Source organism: Marinitoga lauensis (assembly GCF_004135675.1).
GTDB lineage: Bacteria > Thermotogota > Thermotogae > Petrotogales > Petrotogaceae > Marinitoga > Marinitoga lauensis.
Window position 1 is genome coordinate 73,831 of the sequence record NZ_QHLX01000003.1, and the last position, 18,705, is coordinate 92,535.

Below are 18,705 nucleotides of genomic sequence, written 5' to 3' on the forward strand. Positions count from 1 at the left end.
TAATAAATACAGGTTGGAATTAAAATCAAATGAGAAATCATCATTTGAATTAATAACAGAAGAAAGCACATATTTATTTGATAATTCATATATTGAGTTTTTATCTTTTGGTAAAAGTGCAACGTTAACCTTATTTGATGAGCTTGGTAATAACTCCATATATACAATTGATTTAAATCCATATCCAGAATATAAAATCGAAGAATCCAAAAATGGGATCTCATTTCATTTTAATGAAAAGTTTCCAGCTGATTTTTGTGAGTTAAAAATAATAAATGAAGAAGGAAAAATTATTTCACAGATAAATGTAAGAAGTATAAGCAACTTTACATTTTCTAATTTTTTACCTGGTAAAGAGTATAAGTTTTTGTTATATATAGATGGTAATTTTCAGAAAGAGATATATAATAAAATAACCCCACCGGAACTTCCTAAAGTAAAAAAATTTGATAATATAAATGTGGGAGAGTTCAAATTAGAATTATATGATAAATATAAATACAATTATTATAAAATAGAATTAGATAATTATGTAAATGAAGGTGTTTTTGAAGGAGACAATAAAACATTTGATCTTCCTTTAGAAAAATTAACTAAAGAAGGTACTTTAAGTATATGGCGAGAATTTAAAGGGTATAAAACAGAGATTATAAAACTAAAAATAAAAGACAACTTTTTATTCTCACAAAAGTTATATAAAAACTTACCAGAAAATTTAAATAAAAAATATTATATTATTTCAGATGATATTGTAATAGATTCGCTAAACTCAAAAGACTTAGTTGAATTTTATGTATTTCCTGATAAAAAGATAATAATCAATGGAAATATCAATAATAATTCTAAGTTGATTTTTAAAGCGATTAAAGGGCAATTTTATGGAATAGTATTAAATACAGGTGTTTTAAGAAATGTTGAAATATATAATGCAAATATAGGAATTTCAGTAAAAAATAACTTTGATTTATATAATTTAGTTATTAAAAATTGTAATACAGGAATATATGGAAAAAAATATTCTGGTACTGCATATAATATAATACTATACGATAATAAAAAAGGTATAGAGATGCTGGGAGGGAATATTGAAATCAAAAATTCCCTATTTTTTGATAATGAAACAACGTTTACATTTTATATTTCTGATGTAAATTTATATAATCTATCAATTGCAGAATCTATATTGGATTTAGATATATATGGATCAAAATTGAAAATCAAAAATTCTTCATTTTTAAATAGTATTGAATCTATAAATTCATCAAAAAGTGATATGTATATAACTGATAGTAAATTTAAAAATAACAATAAGACAATCAAGTCTATAGAAGATAATAATTTAACTATAGAAAATTGTGAATTCATAAATAATAAAATATCATTAGACATTTTTAAATCATCGCTTTTAATTGACTCTTCAAAGTTCATAAAAAACGATAAATCAATTTATGTATATAATTCTCAAAATGATAAAGAAATAAAAATTAAAAATACAAAATTTGAGGATAATAAAATAGATATATATATTGATGGAAGTAATGATGTATATTTAGAAAATACAGAAATAAATAACTTTTTTGATGGTAATATTGAGCCCACATGGGTAAATGAAAGAGGAAAAATATTAAAAAGAGGTAAAATAATTAAAGGAGGAAAAGAATGAAAGCAATAATATTAGCAGGTGGATCTGGTGAAAGGTTCTGGCCTTTAAGTACATCTAAAAAACCAAAACAGTTTTTAAAAATATTCTCTGACAAATCTTTGATCAGAGAAACCTTTGAAAGGTTAGTTTATAAATTAAAACCAGAAGATATATATATTGTTACTGCGGAAAAATATAAAAATGATACCTTAAAAGAATTATCGGAGTTGCCAGAAAATAATGTTTTGTTAGAGCCAATAGCGAGAAATACCGCTCCTGCATGTTTCCTGGGAACATTAGTAGCGGATAATGATGAAGTTGTTTTTATTTTACCTGCAGATCATTATATACCAGATAAAGAAAAATTCTGGAAAACAGTAGAAAAAGGTATATATGCAGCAGAAAAATATAACGGATTAATTACAATGGGAATTAACCCAACAAGACCAGAGACAGGATATGGATATATAGAAGCAGGTAATGATTTAGAAGATAATATTATGAAAGTAAAAAGTTTTAAAGAAAAGCCAGATTATAATACAGCATTAAAATACTTACAAGAAGGTAATTATTATTGGAACAGCGGTATGTTTTTCTGGAAAAAAGATATTTTTTTAGAAGAAATGAAAAAATATAATGAAGATATATATAATGATATGAACGAGTTAAACCCAAATAATATTGATCAATTACATGAAATATATCCAAAAATTAGACGAATTAGTATAGATTATGCATTAATGGAGAAGTCAGATAAGGTATATACAGTTAAAGCAGAATATGAGTGGTCAGATGTAGGGAATTGGGTTTCGGTTAGAGAAATGGAAGGGTATTCAGATAATAATGAGAATGTACACTTAGTTGATAGTAAAAATGTATTTGTTAAAGCAAATAAAAATGTAGGTATTGTGGGATTGGAAAATATAATTGTGATAGATACAGAAAATGGAATATTGATAGCGAAAGAAGATAAAATAAATGATATAAGAGAAATAGTAAAACAATTAAAAAAGAAAGAAGAGTTTTAAAGCACGGGTTTTGGAAACCCGTGCTTTTAGTTTTTAGTCAAAGTACAAAATAAAATACTCAAATAATATTCGCTCATCCGGTGAAAATTCATATTCCTCAAAAATGTTCATTCCCACCGGTCGCTCAAACTCACATCCTTGTTCGGTTTCGCTCAATTTTGCATCCGTGCAAAATTGACCGGTTCCATTCACATTTTTTCGGGAATTTTCAAGGATTCGCTCATATTATTTTTTCTTATTTTATTTTGTCAACAGTCTGAGCACGGGTTTTAAAAAACCGTGCTTTTTTGATATAATTTTCTTGTAATATGATATTAAATAAATTATATCTATATTTTTTAGCAAAATTAAATTTTAAATGCTATATAAAACATAGAAATATTGAAAGGGGTAAAAAAAATGAGAGTAAAAACAAAAATATGGTTATTGGTAGGAATTTTGTTAATATCACAAATCATTATGTTTTTAATAACTAATTACTCCTTTTCTGCAATCTTGAATAAAGAAAAACAAATGGATGAAAAATACATTTTGAATATGAAAAATATAGGAATATATGCAACAGATTTTATGGAAGCGCGAAAAATAGTAGCTGAATATCTGGCATTTAATGATGAGAATTTAAAATTAAAGGCTGAAAATAAAATGCAAGAAGTGATAGCTAGCATATCAAATATGGATTTAGATAATGATTTAAATGCAATAAAAGAAAGAGCTATAGAGGATATCTCTGCGTACTTAAATTTGTTGAAAAGCTATAATTCTGTAGAAGACATAAAAAATGATGCAGATAATTTTAGAAATATTGGAGCTAAAGCTATAGACTCTTTTAATGAACTACAAAAAGAAATAAATGAAAAGACAGATGTAATTATTAATGATAACTTTATATTAATAACTAAATCTAAAATATATGGAATCATAGTTATTATTTCATCTTTAATTGTTGGAATACTTATTTCGATAATAGTGATAAATACTATTATGCGAACATTAAGTATATTGATGAAATATGCTGAAAATTTATCAGAAAAAGATTATACTGTTAAAATTCCTGAAATAAAATCAAAGGATGAATTTGGCCAATTAATAAAAATATTTAAAGAAATGCATATGCAGTTAGTTAAAGATATGAATCACATAAAAAATGAAAGTATAACATTAACCACATCAATGAAAGAAATAGTTAATGAAATGAATATTTCTGCTGAATCTTTGGAAGAAACTACAAATGCTGTAAATAGTATATCTGAAGAAATAGAAACAATTACAGCGGCAGTAGAAGAAACAACAGCATCTGTGCAGGAAATTTCTTCTGCTACAAAATTAATAGCTGATAACGCCACGGAAGCAGCAGAGTTTGGTCATCTTTCCACTGAGGAAGCAGAATTTGCAGGAAATACAGTAAAAAAATCTATAGATAAAATGAAAGAAATAACAGAGGTAACTAAAGAAATAGAAAAAGTAGTTAAGGAATTTAATGAAAGTGCAGTAAAAATAAGTGATTTTGTCGATACCGTGGCAAATATAGCAGAACAAACAAATCTTCTCGCATTAAATGCTGCAATAGAAGCAGCAAGAGCAGGTGAGGCAGGAAAAGGATTTGCTGTAGTTGCAGATGAAGTTAGAGTATTAGCTGAAGAAAGTAGAAAAGCAGCCGATGAAATAAGAGAGGTTGTAGAAGGTATTCAAACAGTTTCTGATGAGGCTATGAATGTGTCAAATATTATCAATGAAAAAGTTAAAGAAGGTTCTGAACTATCAAATGAAGCAGGTGAAAATCTTGAAAAAATATTAAAAGCTATAAAAGATATTACTACAAGATTAGAAAGCATAGCTGCAAGTGTTGAAGAACAAACAGCAGCTGTTGATGAAATAGCAACGGCAATGACAGAATTATCAGAAAATACAACAAGAATAAATGGTTCTATTCAGGAGATAAATGCAGCAACAGAAGAACAAACGGCAAATATTGAAAATGTAACAGCGGAAGCTAATAAAATGACAGAACTTGCGGATAGGTTGATGAATATTGTAAATCAATTTAAATTAAATTAAATTGATTTGTTGAGTTTCCGGAAGTTTATAGAAATGGTGGTGGAATATTGCTAAAAAAAATAGTCATAATAATAATTTTACTATTAGTAACAATAGGATTTCCAATAAAAATTGGTATATACTACAATCCACCAAAAATAATAGATAGTAAAACAGGTATTTTCCCGGAAATACTTAATTATATTTTTGAAAAGGAAAATATTAAATATAATTATATTTTTGACACATTTTCTAATTTGATAAAAAAGCTTGATAATAGAGAGATTGATGCAATAGCCTGTGTTGGATTTTCTAATGAAAGAGCAAAAAAATATGATTTTAACGATGTATCATTTATGTCTGATTGGGCTGTGGTATATGTTAATAAAAATAATAGAGGGATAACAAATATTTTTGATTTAAAAAATAAGAAAATAGGTGTTTTGAAAAAAGATATATACTATGAAGATGATGAATATGGTATAAAAAAGAAATTAGAAAATTTTGACATAAAATCAACATTTGTAGAATTTTATACATATGATGGTATTTTTAATGCTCTTTCAGAAAACAAAATTGATGCTGGAGTTGTGAATAGAACATATGGTTTATTAAATGCAGAAAAATATAATCTTTCTCCTACGGATATAGTCTTTTCTCCGATAAAATTATTAATGATGTTTAGAAAAGATTATAAAAGGAAAAATGAAATTATTAGTTTAATAGATGATGATTTAAAACGTTTTAAAGAAGATAAAAATTCAATATATTATGAAATAATAAATAAATATTTATATGTAGAAAAAATAAATAATATACCTGATTGGGTAAAATGGATAATTTATATATCTATAATAATATTTATAGGCTTTTTAGCAGATCATTATTTCTTAAAAAAATTGGTAGAAAAAAGAACAAAAGAATTAAGAGAAATAAATAAAGAACTTAATAGAAAAAATAATGAACTGGAGTCTTTGAATGAACAAATCGTAGCTCAAAATGAAGAATTGGAAAGTTTATATATTCATAACGAAAAACTTCAAAATTCATTAAAGTTATTGATAAAATTAATGGCTGATATGGGTGAAAGTGAATATATTTCTGAAGACTCGTTTATCTTAAAATTAGTTGAAACATTAAGATTTATCATTCCAGGGTTTAAATATGATAAAGTAATAAAGGTTGAGAAAAATAAAAAAATAACTATTGTGGAATTTGGAAAAGAAAAAGAAACATTAAGAAAATTAAAAACATCATTAACTCTTTCTGATGATTTAAGATATGAAATTGTGCATGAGTTAGATGAAAAAGAAATAAATTTAGAATATGTATATGAATTAATGGAATCATTTAGAGTATTAGCAAAAGCATTCTATAGAATAAAAAATGAAGCGCAAATTGAGGAAAAATTCAGGGAAGATATAATTAAATCATTAATTTCATTTCTGGAATTACATGATGAATATACAAAAAACCATTCGAAAAATGTAGCGAAATTGTCTAAAAAAATAGCCAAAAAAATGAATTTAGATGAAGAAACTCAGAAGAAAGTATATTGGGCAGCATTATTACATGACATTGGGAAATTAATAATTCCTAACGAAATATTAAATAAAACATCAAGACTAACAGAAGAAGAATATAATAAAATAAAAATGCATCCAGTGTATGGTTTTGAAGCATTAATAAAAGTGGAAAATTTAAAAGAAATAGCGTATGGAATTAAGTATCATCATGAAAGGTGTGATGGAAAAGGATATCCGGATGGATTGGAATGTAATGAAATACCATTAATAGCTAAAATTATAGCAGTAGCAGATTCATGGGATGCAATGAGATCTAGAAGAGCATATAGGGATCCTCTAGAATTTAATATTGCATTGAAAGAAATCAAAAAGAATGCTGGAATTCAATTTTCTCCAGAAGTTGTTGAAGCATTTTTGAAAATAATAAAAGAGGAAGGTGAGTAGACCTTCCTCTTTTTATATTATAGCTTTTCTCCAATTACCAAATTTAATAAATAACCATGCAATAATCATTGCTAAAATATTACTAATAATCATAGCATAAAAAATTCCCATAAATCCCCAACTTTGTGCCATAACAGCAATTAAAGGAACTCTAATTCCCCATAATCTTGTTATATTAATAATCATGGATTGGCCAGTTCTTCCAGCTCCAACAAGTGTATTCACAAAGACACTCATTGAGGAGAAAAATGGAAGCGAAAATGAGACATATCTAAAGAATATTTTACCTATTTGAATAACTTCAGGTTCATTAATAAAAAACTTTGTTAGATGGGCACCAAAAAAGAAAGTCAATGTGCTTAAAAAAGTAACTATTAGAAAATTGGTTATGAAAGCAGTTTTAACGGTTTTTTCTGCATTTTTAATCTGATTAGCACCCAAAAATTGACCAACCATTGTTGTAACGGCTGCACCAATTCCAAATGAAATCATGGTTATGAGATTGATTATTCTGTTTCCAATTCCATAGGCACTAACTACTGATGGGCCAAAAGCAGAAACAAATCTCATAATAACAACAAAACCTAAAGAGGTTATTGTGTAACTCATAGAGCCTGGAAAGCCTATAGACAAAATCTTTTTTATAATAAACCAATCGAGTTTTAGATCTTTTAACTTTACCTTAAATCCTCTTTCGCCTTTGAAGACAAGATAAGAAGAAACCAGTCCAATAAATATTCGTGCGATTGTTGTGGTCCATGCAGCACCTATAACTCCCATTCTTGGGAATGGGCCAATTCCGAATATCATTAAAGGGTCTAAAATGGTATTTAATATAGTGGAATAAAACATCATATGCATTGAAAATTTAGAGTCTCCCCAACCTCTTAATATAGCGCCAGAAATATTAAATAGAAATGCAAAAGGCATTCCAACCATTATTATATTAAAATATTTAATCGCATATGGGGCAATCTCTTTACTTTTTTCACCCGCAATAGCAGTAATTACCGGATTAGAAACAAAAATACCCAATAAAGCAAGTGTTAGACCTAGAAGGATTGCAACGGTATAAGCCTGTCCTGCAGTTTTTTGCGACATTTTTTTATTTTTAGCTCCAGTATATTGAGAAACAAGAGAAACAGTTGCATTTGAAAAACCTATAGTAAATGAAATAAAAACAAAAATTACAGGCCAGGTAATTGTAGTAGCAGAAAATTCAATTTTTCCTAATTTGCCTAAAAAATAGGCATCAACAATGTTGTACATTGTCTGCATTAGATTAGAAACTATCATAGGCCATCCTAAAAGAAACAGTGACATAATAATAGAATTATTAAAAATATCAACTTTAGTATTTTTACTTGCCATAGTTCACCTCTTTGATTCGTTTTCCTAACTATTATATCATGGATATTATTCTTTGTCAATTAATCCTATTATAGCAGCCATTCTTCCAGTATTTTTTTCTTTCCTGTATGAAAATAACAAATCGGTATTTTTATAAGTGTCAATGTTTGAAATAAATATATTTTCTTCTTTTACTCCTGCTTTAATCAATGTATATTTAATTGTTTTCCATATATCAATTAAATATTTTTCTTTATTTTTCCTTTTAATGATTTCATTAGAAAATTCAAATGTTTTTCATAAATATTTTTAACATCTTCTCGTACTTCAAAACTTTCTGGTCCAATTGAAGGTCCAGGGCTACCAGTATATTTTCGGATTTGATCCAAAAACCTCTTGCATTTTATTAACAGTTTTTTCGGATATTTTTTGATTGTTCCTTTCCACCCAGAATGAGATAGAGCTATAATATTATTTTTGGATCAAAAAAGTAAATAGGTGTACAGTCAGCATATAATGTGACCAGAAATATATTCTTCTTATTTGTAATTAATCCATCTGCATTTTTTACTTTTCTGTCAAAAAGGAAATTATTCGATTTATAGGTTTCATCTATAATTAATATATTGTCTTCATGAACTTGATCGGATAATACAAGGTTTTGAGGATTAATATTAAATACATTACATAGTTTTAAATAATTTTTATATATATCTTCTATAGGTGTTTCTGTATTAATGCCGAGATCCAGTGTTTTTCCGTTATATCCAGTTTTTCGTGTAGTAAATAAATGAAATAAATTTTTATACTTTTCAAATATGGGAAAGATAAAATAATAAATGTCTTCTTTTTTATTTAAGTATTGCATTTTCTTCACCTCTTTTTTATCACTTCCTTAATTATATCATTAAAAACAAAAAATTTTAGAATTGTTAATATTACTAACTATTTTTTGTAGTATAATATTGTTTGTATTACTAACAAAATGGAGTGATAATATGAGAAATTTGTTGTACTATACTTTTTTTAGTAGTATTGCACAATCAATATACAGAATAGTTTTTAATCTCTTTTTAAGAGACATAGGTTTTAACAATACATTTATAAGTCATATTACTTCTCTGGAGATGATAGGTTCTGCATTTTTGGGATTATTAATAGGAATAATGGGGATAAGTTTGGAAAGAAATTAATGTTAATAATTTCTTCGGTAATATTTGCAACAATTACCTTTTTAAGGATTTCATTTCCAACAGAGCAGATGTTGTTATATACAGCATTAATAAATGGTGGAGTATTAACTTCAAGAATGATTTTATTGAATTCATTAATTGTAGATATTACAAATCATGAAAATAGAGGTAAGTATTTTGGATATAATTTTGGTTTGTTTATGGGAAGTGGTTTAATTGGTAATTTAATAGGCGGGACATTAGGAGATTTCCTTGGTTTTGGTACAGCCCTTTTAATAACAGGAATAACACATTTATTATCTAATACTTTTTTGTTTATAGTACATGAAGACAAAAAACATCATAGTGAAGTCTTATTAAAAGATATTTTTAACTTAAGAGATTTTAACAACTTGCAAACGCATATAATCAAAATTCATTTGATTAGAACATTTTTAATTGGTTTTGGTGCAGGGTTATTTGTGAATTTTGGAAATGTGATTTTTAAGGATTTATTTAATATGAAACCTACAATTATCGGTGTAGCTCTTGCATTCGCTCAGTTAGGAGCATCACTGGGATCAATTTTTTCTTCAAAATTATCAAAAAAATTTGGAGCATATCAATTTACTTTTTTTATGAATATATTGGTTATACCTTTAATTATTTCTTTTTCTATAGTTAGAGATCCCTATATATTTACTTTATTATATGCTCTCAGATTTTCATTTATGAACATGACAAACCCCGTATCTACTACAATTATAATGAGTTATATACCACAAAATAAAATAACCACCATAAGCAGTTTTAGAAATTTTCTTAATTTCATTGCCAGATCGCTTGCTGCTTTAATGTTTGGATATATTACATCATTATCAAATGGGTATTCATATTTGTTTTTAATCAGTGCAATTTTTTATTTTATTTCATTATTACTTTTAAAGGTGTTGTTTAAACCTATTTTGAATGATGAAATATTTATAAAATTATACAAAAAAACTACTAATGATTAAAATCTTCATTTTTCAATATATCTATAAATACAGAAACAATCTTTCCGTCAAATTGTTTCATTGACATCTTTTTTAATTCAAAAATAGCGTCCTCTCTGGTTAAAGGATGTTTATATGGTCTTTTGCTAATCATTGCGTCATAACTATCAACAATAGCTAATATTCTTGATTCTAAAGGTATATCCTCTCCTGAAAGTCCATCGGGATAGCCATTTCCATCATATCTCTCATGATGATGGCGAATAATTTTAGAAATCTCTTCCATGCCATCAACTTCTTTTAATAATTCTTCACCTTTTACAGGGTGAAGTTTGATTTTTTCGTATTCTTCTGGAGTTAATTTCCCCGTTTTATTTAATATTGATTGTGGAACAAATATTTTTCCAATATCATGAAGAACCCCAGCCCAGTATATCTGCTCTATTTTTTGTTTATCAAAATTCATTTTTTCTGCAATTAATGAAGCCCAGGTTGCCACTCTTTCAGAATGACCTCGTGTATAATTATCATAGTATTCTAAAGCTTTTACCAGAGTTAAGGCAATATCTTTATGGAATTTCCCTTCTTGTTTTATAAATTTTAACATTTTTAAAAAACCAGCGAAGGTTTTTCCAAAATAGTCCATTATTTGTGTATGATAATCTTCAAATCTGTTCACATGATCGCTATTTAAAATATCCAGAGTTATGATTCCAAAAGATTCATCATTAAATGTTATTGGGGTTATAAGAGTTTCTTTCAAATCTCCTCCAAGTATTTCAAATTCTTTGAATTTCTCAGGAGACATCTTTATTTCATTAATTTTATGAATGTTTTTTATTATTTCTGCTTTTTCAGGAATAATTAAATCATTTCTTTGAAGTTTTAATTCATTAATTTTTTCATAATTATAACCTTTTGCAAAAACCATTTTTGCATTATTTTTTTCGTCAAACAAATAAATAGAACCATTTTCGGCAGGTTCTATTATTTCTAATGCCAATTCCAGAACTTTCTTTTCGAAATCTTTTTCCATTAACTTTGGTGCAGCAAAAAAAGAAGATAATTCTAAAGTTTTTAAAATTGAAGAATTTAATTTCTCTATTTGTTTGTAGGATGATTCAAGTTCTTTATTGGTTTCCTTGAGTTCTGTATTAAGATGCTTTAATTCTTTTTCTTTTTCGAAATATCTTTTTTTTAAAGTTTTTCTATCTATTATAAGGGTAAGAAGTATTGAAATAAAAGTAAAAAGAACTAAAACAACAAACATAGTAGCACTATTGATACCTGTGCTATTATTATTTTTAACATCACCATATGTTATTATGACTAATAAAATTGTTATGACTAATAGTATAACTCTTTTCATTGATTCACCAGCCTTTATAAAAAAAGGGGAATGACTTCCCTTATTGATTTATATCATAAGCGTTTAATGTAAATACAACAGCATTTTGAGTTATTTCGGTTGAATCCGAATAAACATCTGGATCACCAAAAGTGACTGATGAAAATAATATTATAAATAAGAAGGTTAAAATAACAATCGTTTTCGCAATTTTTTTCATATTTTCACGCTCCTTTCGTATTTTCAATTATATTATACACGATTCCATATGACTTTCAAGTTTAGCGGTATATAAAGCGCGTATTATAACCAACTTCTAATAGTACTCAAATATGCTATTTAGTAACATTATAAAAATATATATTATAACTTCTCATTAAATAAAAATATAGTATAATAAAGAAAAAAGAGGTGTTGAAATATGAAAAATAAAAATCAAACAATTTTTGAAATTTTATCAACATATGGATCTTTTTCAAAACCATTTTTAAATCTAATGGTATTAAAAGCAAAACACGATGGTTGGAAACATCTGTTTAAAAGTCTGGAATATAGCTGGAAAAATGAAAGAGAAAAGGCATTAGAGGAAGTGGGAAAAGGTTTAAAACATGATAATTCAAAGACATTGTATTTTTTGTTATTAGCAAAAAATTATATTATTTATACTATTTAAAGAGAAATAATGAATCAATAAATATTTATATTTATCTAAAAGAAAATTTTTCAAGTATTCCCAAAAAGCAAGAAAAATAGTATCTTCAGTGCTTGTAAATGCGGAAATATTATGGGTTGGAATAAAAATACGAGAATATGGAGTAAAACATATGAAACAGATCCATCAACAGAAGTTTTTATAACTATAGGTAAGGCTAGAAAAGCAATAAAAGAAAAAGATTATGAAAAAGCATGGAGATATTTTGAAAAATCATATGAATTATCAAAAAAAATACCTCATAGGGTTGGAATCACAAGTTCATTAAATAATTGGTCATGGTATTTGAAGGAATTTAATTTAAAAAAATCCATTAAATTATCAAATGAATTAATGTATTATTCAGGGTATTATTTTGAAGATAATGAAAAACGTTTTGGATATTTGATACATTTTTTGAGGTTAATAAGGGAAGTATAGAAAGTTTATATTCATATTCACCAATTATTTATTATTACTGGAAAAAATTGCCAGATAAAGGAAAAAGAAATTCTAAGGAAAGTTATGAATCGATGTTTAGTTTTTTAAGAAAGTTTATTGTTACTGAAAAATCCACTTATGACAATACAGAGGAATTAAGAAATTATTTAAAAAACTATATTACCAATTTATCTACAACATCTAAAAAAATAAATGTTTCACGAAAAAGCTTATCTGCAATTTTAAACGGAAAAGTAAAGGAAGTTAAAGGAGATACAATTAGAAAAATTATTAAAGGTTTAAATATAATACCAGATATTTATTCGCCAATATCAATAGTAAATGAATATGGAAAATTATATATTAATAATATGTTTGATGAAACCTTAAAAATCTTGGAAAAAATGAAATATGAGGAAAGAGAAAAACTCTTTATAAGTGCATATTTAAGTTGTTTGGATAAACCTGATGTAAATTTTAATAATTTGAAAATTTTAAAATTTAGTGATGATTTTTACGTAAAATGGTTTATAATAGAAATGATTAAGGGAATGAATTTTTAGATGCAAGAAAAATTCTGGTGAATCATTTTTTTGAAAAAATGAAAAAATCAAAATATGAGAATTTTATAACTAAATATTTTGAATTAAATAAAAGACAGAAACAAATGATAGATGAGTTTATCAGAAATTATTCGAGATATGATATAAAATGGAATGTCAGAATAGAATTGCCTGAATTTTTAAAGGATTTTACAGAAAAATATTCTTTAAAAAAAATGCCAGTTTCTCTGGCATATTGGTATTATGAAAAGGGTCAGATAGAAGAAAATTGCTCAGTATATTAAATAAATTTTAAAGGGGAGTAAAAGTGAGAGTTAAAATCGGAATTATTGGAGCAGGTAGCGCAGTTTTTTCTATGAGATTGGTAGCAGATATATGTAAAACACCTGAATTATCTGGTAGCGTTATTAGTTTAATGGATATAGATGAAGAAAGGTTAAATGCCGTTCATTTGCTGGCGGATAAAATTGTAGGAGAATTTGGTTCTGATATAAAATTTGAAAAAACTACTAATCTGGAAGAGGTCATAAAAGATGCGGATTTTATAATAAATACAGCTATGGTTGGCGGCATGAATATTTAGAAAAAGTTAGAGCTATTGGAGAAAAATATGGGTATTATAGAGGAATAGATACACAGGAATTTAATATGGTTTCTGATTATTATACAGTATCAAATTATAATCAGTTAAATTTCGCTTATAATGTAGCAAAATTAATAGAAAAATTGTCACCAGATGCATGGTTAATCCAGGGGCTAACCCTGTTTTTGAAATTACGACGTTAATTTCAAGAGAAATTCCAATTAAAATGATAGGGTTTGCCATGGACATTATGGTGCTCTGGATATTTTTGAGAAACTGGGATTAAATAATGAAAATGTAGATTGGCAGGTAGCTGGTTTTAATCATGCAATATGGTTAAATAGATTTGAATATAATGGTGAAGATGCATATCCTTTATTAGAAAGCTGGGTTAATGAAAATAAAGAATTTAATCCTAAAGATCCATTTAATGATCAATTGAGTCCTGCGGCTATAGATATGTATAAGTTTTATGGTATGTTCCCAATAGGGACACCGTGAGAAATAGTTCGTGGAAATACCATTATAATTTAGCAGAGAAGAAAAAATGGTATGGAGAACCGTGGGTGGTGCTGATTCTGAAATAGGTTGGAAATGGTATCAAAACATGCTTTCAGAAGTTACAAAGATTATCAAAGATTTTGCAAAGCTCGTATTAGAAAATAAAAACAAGAAATTATCTGAAATATTTGAATTAGCGTTGTCAGGTAATAGATTAGAGGGCATTTTGAGGAAGAAATGAGAAAAATATTAAATCCAACTCAATTAAGTGGAGAACAACATATTCCATTTATAAACGCTATAGTGAACGACAAAAAAACAAAATTAGTGTTGAATATAATGAATTCGGAAATAATAAATGAAATTCCGAGAAACGTTGCAGTTGAAGTTCCTGTGCTGGTAGATAAAAATGGGATACACCCAGAAGAAATATATCCAAAATTAAATAAAAGAATTATTAAATATTATTTGTATCCAAGGATGATAAGGATGGAAATGGCATTAGAAGCTTTTTAACAGGAGATATAAAGATTCTTGAGGAGTTTTTAATAAGGGATAGAAGAACAACATCATATGAGCAGGTAAAAAATGTTTTAAAAGAAATAATGGAATTACCAGAAAATAAGGATATGAAAAAACACTATTTGAAATGAGGTGAAAAAGGTGATTGATGAAGTATTAAAAACATCTCCTATTTTTGTTGAAAAAGTCTGGGGTGATGAAAAATTAAATAAATTATTCAAAAAAGAAAATATGAACAAAATAGGGGAAGTATGGTTGTTTTCTGGTATTAAAAATTATGAAACAAGACTTAGAGGGATAAATAGTGGAAAGAATTATGGGAATCCTTCAGATATGATTGAAGAATTAATTGGGGGAAATTTTCCCAAAATACCATTATTACTAAAATTAATTTCAACAACTCAATGGCTTTCTATTCAGGTGCATCCTGATGATAAGTTTGCCAGAGAAATGGAGAAAGAACCCTGGGGTAAAACAGAGGCATGGTATTTTTTAAACAAAAAGAATGAAATATTTATTTCTAATAATGTTAAAGAAAATATTAAAGCGATTGAGGAGCAAAATTGGGATAAAATATTTAAACCAATAAATTTAAAAAAAGATGATTTATTATTTATACCCGCAGGAGTTGTACACACATTGGGGCCTAATTCGATGCTGTTAGAAATACAACAAACATCGGATTTGACATATAGGTTATATGATTGGGGAGACCAAGAGAAATTCATATAGAAAAAGGTAAAAAGGTTTTAAAAGACAGTCCTTTTGTCATTGCGAATGCGCCAATGGAATTCAAGACACAATATTTTAATATAAAAAGAGTTTTCAATGAAAAAATAAAAGGTTTTGGTATATATGTAGCGTTAAAAGACTTTAAAACATGCATTATTCCAGCAGGTTTAGAATTTGAAGTGAAAGAAGATGGTTTGTTATTTTTTCTTTAAATTTAAAAATTATCGACTAAGAGCGATTAGATATAAAGTAAGGCATTAAGGCCTTGCTTTTTTTACTTTACTTTAATATAATTATCCAATATGTTGCTTGAATTATTTTCAATAAAGTTTTATAATTACTTTGAGAAAACATGCAAGGAGGATAAAAAATGGATTTTTCAAACTTTTTAGCTTTTTTCGCTAATAGCGGTTTCGCATATTTTACATGGCAAAATCTTCTTATGATGGTTATAGGTTCGCTTTTAATCTATATAGCAATAGTTAAACATGCTGAACCTTTACTTTTAATTCCTATTGGATTCGGAATTATTTTGGCTAATATTCCTCCAGAAGTGACAGGTTTGTTAAATCCGCCAACGGCAAATCAAGTAGGTGGATTATTATGGTATATTCAAAGAGGAATGTTTTTAGGTATTTATCCGCCATTGATTTTTTTAGGTATTGGAGCAATAACTGATTTTTCGTATTTGATTGCTGATCCAAGATTAATTTTTTTAGGTGCAGCTGCACAGGTTGGAATTTTTGGAACATTTATTGTGGCAAATTTAATGGGATTTGATATACATAGCGCAGCTTCAATTGCAATTATTGGAGGAGCAGATGGTCCAACATCTATTTATTTAGCTTCTAAATTTTCTCCAGAATTATTAGCTGTTATTGCAATAGCGGCATACTCGTATATTGCTTTGATTCCGATATTGCAACCACCGGTTTCAAAAATATTAACAACAAAAGATGAAAGAAAAATAAGAATGAGAAAAATGAGACATGTAAGTAAGAAAGAAAAAATAATATTCCCTATTGCTACAACAATTGTAGTAGCTCTTTTGGTGCCTAAAGCTGTATCATTAGTTGGATTGTTAATGCTTGGAAATTTATTAAAAGAATCTGGAGTTACTAAAAGATTGGCAGAAGCAGCTTCAAGGTTTATCTTAGATTCAGTAACAATATTATTGATGCTTTCTGTTGGTAGTACTGCAAGAGCAGATATATTTTTGAAACCACAAAGTTTGAAGATATTTGCTCTGGGTGCTGTAGCATTTATTATTGCTATGACTTCTGGTATATTATTTGCTAAATTAATGAATGTATTTTCTAAAGATAAAATAAATCCATTAATAGGTGCAGCAGGTGTATCAGCTGTTCCTGATTCTGCAAGGGTTGCTCAAACAGTAGCTCAATCAGAAGATCCAAGTAATTTTATTTTAATGCATGCTATGGGCCAAATGTTGCAGGGTTATAGGTTCTGCAGTAGCAGCAGGTGTGTTTCTATCAATACTTTCATAACGAGGTGGAAGATATATGGCTAAAAAAAGTTACAGGATAGAAATTAATTATTCTTTTGTAAGAATTGCGGTATATGTTACAACGTTTGTCCTACAAAAGCATTAGGTGAAGCTGAATTAGGGAAACCAATTGTTGCAGATTCTTCTAAATGTATTGGCTGTTTGATGTGTGAAAGATTGTGTCCGGATATTGCAATAAATGTTGAAGAGTTAGAAAAGGTGGTTGAAAATAATGGGTAGAATAGTATTTATGCAGGGAAATGAAGCAGTTGCTTTAGCAGCAATAAAAGCAGGATGTAGATTTTTCGCAGGATATCCAATTACACCTTCAACAGAAGTTGCTGAGGTTATGGCAAGAGAATTACCAAAGGTTGGTGGAAAATTTATACAGATGGAAGATGAAATTGCAAGTGCAGCTGCTATAATTGGGGCTTCATTGGCTGGAGTAAAATCTATGACAGCAACAAGTGGTCCGGGTTTTAGTTTGATGCAGGAAGCTCTGGATATGCTACTATGACTGAAACACCATGTGTTTTTGTCGATGTAATGAGAGGAGGACCAAGTACAGGATTGCCAACCAAACCTTCTCAAGGTGATTTAATGCAAATAAGATGGGAAGACATGGTGATCAACAGATTATAGCATTATACCCTTCTACAGTTGAAGAAGCTTATAAATATACAATAAAGGCATTTAATTATGCCGAAACATATAGAACACCTGTGGTTTTAGTTATGGATGAAACATTAGGTCATATGAGAGAAAGCTTTTATTTAAGTGATGAAGATGAAAATCCAGAAATAATAGAAAGGTTGACAGAAGCAGCTATTGAAGAGGAAGATTTATTTCACCCATTTGGTTTTCAGGATGAGAATTATCCAGTTAATCCATTAATTGAAATGGGTAAAGCAAGATTTCATGTTTCAGGGTTGGTTCATGATGAAACAGGATTCCCTGTAGGATCAACCAAGGTTGCGGATAAAGTTATAAAGCATCTTGATTCTAAAATTAGATTGTATGCTGAGGAAATTGCAATATATGATGAATATATGACAGATGATGCTGAAATAATAGTTGTCGCATATGGCACTGTTGCAAGAAGTGCAATGAAAGCAGTAAAAATGGCAAGAGAAGATAGAATTCCAGTTGGATTATTTAAACCAATTTCGATATGGCCATTCCCAGTTTCTAAAATGAAAAATATTTTAAAGAAGTCTCAAGCAGTAATAATAGCGGAAATGAATTTAGGGCAAATGGCATTAGAAATTTCAAGAATTAATAAATTTGGGAAACATCTTGAATTAGTAAATAAAGTTGATGGAGATTTAATAAGTCCAAGAGAAATTTTGAATTCAATAACAGCTGTTTGGAGAAGAATAATAGAATTTTAATCAAAGGCCGCTTATGCGGCTTCAGTTTGTAGACAAGTACAAAATAAAATAATCAAAATAATGTTTGCTCATCTGGTGAAAATTCTTAATCCTCAAAAATGTTCATTCCCGCCAGTCGCGCAAACTCACATCCTTACTCGGTTTCGCTCAATTTTGTATCCATGCAAAATTGACCGGCTTCATTCACATTTTTTCAGGAATTTTCAATGATTTGCTCATATTATTTTTTCTA

17 protein-coding genes and 4 pseudogenes are annotated in these 18,705 nt (G+C 27.7%); 16 read left to right on the top strand and 5 right to left on the bottom strand.

Translation table 11 applies throughout. The annotated features are described in order from the left end of the window. The first annotated feature begins 13 nt into the window (after positions 1–13). The 4 genes from DJ007_RS05465 (at position 14) to DJ007_RS05480 (ending at position 6,677) form a co-directional block, all read left to right on the top strand. Entirely contained in the window at positions 14–1,663 is a 1,650-nt protein-coding gene (locus DJ007_RS05465) for a hypothetical protein (protein WP_129408676.1), read from the top strand. Further along, on the top strand, positions 1,660–2,670 hold the full coding sequence (locus DJ007_RS05470) for a mannose-1-phosphate guanylyltransferase (protein WP_129408677.1): 1,011 nt from the start codon (positions 1,660–1,662) through the stop codon (positions 2,668–2,670). The genes DJ007_RS05465 and DJ007_RS05470 overlap by 4 nt, the downstream gene beginning before the upstream one ends. A 399-nt stretch (positions 2,671–3,069) precedes the next feature. Beyond that, positions 3,070–4,728, top strand: coding sequence for a methyl-accepting chemotaxis protein (locus DJ007_RS05475; protein WP_129408678.1), 1,659 nt, complete (start codon positions 3,070–3,072; stop codon positions 4,726–4,728). A 47-nt stretch (positions 4,729–4,775) separates the two neighbouring features. Then, positions 4,776–6,677: an HD domain-containing phosphohydrolase gene (locus DJ007_RS05480; RefSeq protein WP_129408679.1), complete on the top strand. Its 1,902-nt coding sequence runs from the start codon at positions 4,776–4,778 to the stop codon at positions 6,675–6,677. Between the two features lie 12 nt (positions 6,678–6,689). Here the strand turns inward: DJ007_RS05480 and DJ007_RS05485 are convergent, their stop codons facing one another. The 3 genes and pseudogenes from DJ007_RS05485 to DJ007_RS20010 form a co-directional block, all read right to left on the bottom strand. Then, complete coding sequence (locus DJ007_RS05485) at positions 6,690–8,048, bottom strand: MATE family efflux transporter (protein WP_129408680.1); 1,359 nt, start codon at positions 8,046–8,048, stop codon at positions 6,690–6,692. Positions 8,049–8,093: 45 nt separating this feature from the next. After that, positions 8,094–8,300: a laccase domain-containing protein gene (locus DJ007_RS18915; protein WP_129408681.1), complete on the bottom strand. Its 207-nt coding sequence runs from the start codon at positions 8,298–8,300 to the stop codon at positions 8,094–8,096. Beyond that, positions 8,267–8,895: pseudogene (locus tag DJ007_RS20010) on the bottom strand (purine nucleoside phosphorylase YfiH/LACC1 family protein). The gene DJ007_RS18915 and the pseudogene DJ007_RS20010 overlap by 34 nt, the downstream one beginning before the upstream one ends. A gap of 130 nt (positions 8,896–9,025) precedes the next feature. Between DJ007_RS20010 and DJ007_RS05505 the strand changes: the two are divergent. After that, a complete protein-coding gene (locus DJ007_RS05505) occupies positions 9,026–9,220 on the top strand; it encodes a hypothetical protein (RefSeq protein ID WP_129408684.1) in 195 nt (64 codons plus the stop codon). Then, complete coding sequence (locus DJ007_RS05510; protein WP_129408685.1) at positions 9,220–10,215, top strand: MFS transporter; 996 nt, start codon at positions 9,220–9,222, stop codon at positions 10,213–10,215. Before DJ007_RS05505 ends, DJ007_RS05510 begins: the two co-directional genes overlap by 1 nt. On the opposite strand, the gene DJ007_RS05515 is transcribed toward DJ007_RS05510, so the two are convergent. Together DJ007_RS05515 and DJ007_RS14610 are read right to left on the bottom strand one after the other, a co-directional pair. Continuing rightward, entirely contained in the window at positions 10,205–11,563 is a 1,359-nt protein-coding gene (locus DJ007_RS05515; protein WP_129408686.1) for an HD-GYP domain-containing protein, read from the bottom strand. The genes DJ007_RS05510 and DJ007_RS05515 overlap by 11 nt on opposite strands. Positions 11,564–11,603: 40 nt before the next feature. Next, entirely contained in the window at positions 11,604–11,762 is a 159-nt protein-coding gene (locus DJ007_RS14610; protein WP_165974031.1) for a hypothetical protein, read from the bottom strand. Positions 11,763–11,963: 201 nt separating this feature from the next. On the opposite strand from DJ007_RS14610, the gene DJ007_RS05520 reads away from it, so the two are divergent. The 10 genes and pseudogenes from DJ007_RS05520 (at position 11,964) to DJ007_RS18940 (ending at position 18,473) form a co-directional block, all read left to right on the top strand. Further along, entirely contained in the window at positions 11,964–12,215 is a 252-nt protein-coding gene (locus tag DJ007_RS05520; protein WP_129408687.1) for a hypothetical protein, read from the top strand. Between the two features lie 111 nt (positions 12,216–12,326). Continuing rightward, entirely contained in the window at positions 12,327–12,674 is a 348-nt protein-coding gene (locus DJ007_RS05525; protein ID WP_129408688.1) for a hypothetical protein, read from the top strand. 47 nt (positions 12,675–12,721) lie between these two features. Beyond that, positions 12,722–13,237, top strand: a complete 516-nt coding sequence (locus DJ007_RS05530; RefSeq protein WP_129408689.1) for a hypothetical protein — start codon at positions 12,722–12,724, stop codon at positions 13,235–13,237. Between the two features lie 38 nt (positions 13,238–13,275). Beyond that, positions 13,276–13,521 carry a hypothetical protein gene (locus DJ007_RS05535; RefSeq protein WP_206076132.1) on the top strand — a complete coding sequence of 82 codons (246 nt, stop codon included), beginning with the start codon at positions 13,276–13,278 and terminating at the stop codon, positions 13,519–13,521. 71 nt (positions 13,522–13,592) lie between these two features. Continuing rightward, positions 13,593–14,974: pseudogene (gene aglA, locus DJ007_RS20015) on the top strand (alpha-glucosidase AglA). A gap of 10 nt (positions 14,975–14,984) precedes the next feature. Next, positions 14,985–15,575, top strand: coding sequence for a type I phosphomannose isomerase catalytic subunit (locus DJ007_RS05545; protein ID WP_165974034.1), 591 nt, complete (start codon positions 14,985–14,987; stop codon positions 15,573–15,575). Continuing rightward, positions 15,548–15,787 (top strand): hypothetical protein, encoded by a 240-nt coding sequence (locus DJ007_RS05550; protein WP_129408692.1) that lies wholly within the window; start codon positions 15,548–15,550, stop codon positions 15,785–15,787. The genes DJ007_RS05545 and DJ007_RS05550 overlap by 28 nt, the downstream gene beginning before the upstream one ends. A gap of 158 nt (positions 15,788–15,945) precedes the next feature. After that, positions 15,946–17,083, top strand: a pseudogene (locus tag DJ007_RS05555) (sodium ion-translocating decarboxylase subunit beta). A 71-nt stretch (positions 17,084–17,154) separates the two neighbouring features. Continuing rightward, positions 17,155–17,322 (top strand): 4Fe-4S dicluster domain-containing protein, encoded by a 168-nt coding sequence (locus DJ007_RS05560; RefSeq protein ID WP_240739352.1) that lies wholly within the window; start codon positions 17,155–17,157, stop codon positions 17,320–17,322. Beyond that, positions 17,315–18,473: pseudogene (locus DJ007_RS18940) on the top strand (2-oxoacid:acceptor oxidoreductase subunit alpha). Before DJ007_RS05560 ends, DJ007_RS18940 begins: the two are co-directional and overlap by 8 nt. Positions 18,474–18,705 lie beyond the last annotated feature (232 nt).

Bases quoted from the DNA above. Each gene is read 5' to 3' on its own strand.
- DJ007_RS14610 (WP_165974031.1), bottom strand. From the start codon at position 11,762: ATGAAAAAAATTGCGAAAACGATTGTTATTTTAACCTTCTTATTTATA.
- DJ007_RS05525 (WP_129408688.1), top strand. From the start codon at position 12,327: ATGGGTTGGAATAAAAATACGAGAATATGGAGTAAAACATATGAAACA.
- DJ007_RS05520 (WP_129408687.1), top strand. From the start codon at position 11,964: ATGAAAAATAAAAATCAAACAATTTTTGAAATTTTATCAACATATGGA.
- DJ007_RS05535 (WP_206076132.1), top strand. From the start codon at position 13,276: ATGAAAAAATCAAAATATGAGAATTTTATAACTAAATATTTTGAATTA.
- DJ007_RS05485 (WP_129408680.1), bottom strand. From the start codon at position 8,048: ATGGCAAGTAAAAATACTAAAGTTGATATTTTTAATAATTCTATTATT.
- DJ007_RS05505 (WP_129408684.1), top strand. From the start codon at position 9,026: ATGAGAAATTTGTTGTACTATACTTTTTTTAGTAGTATTGCACAATCA.
- DJ007_RS05475 (WP_129408678.1), top strand. From the start codon at position 3,070: ATGAGAGTAAAAACAAAAATATGGTTATTGGTAGGAATTTTGTTAATA.
- DJ007_RS05515 (WP_129408686.1), bottom strand. From the start codon at position 11,563: ATGAAAAGAGTTATACTATTAGTCATAACAATTTTATTAGTCATAATA.
- DJ007_RS05470 (WP_129408677.1), top strand. From the start codon at position 1,660: ATGAAAGCAATAATATTAGCAGGTGGATCTGGTGAAAGGTTCTGGCCT.
- DJ007_RS05510 (WP_129408685.1), top strand. From the start codon at position 9,220: ATGTTAATAATTTCTTCGGTAATATTTGCAACAATTACCTTTTTAAGG.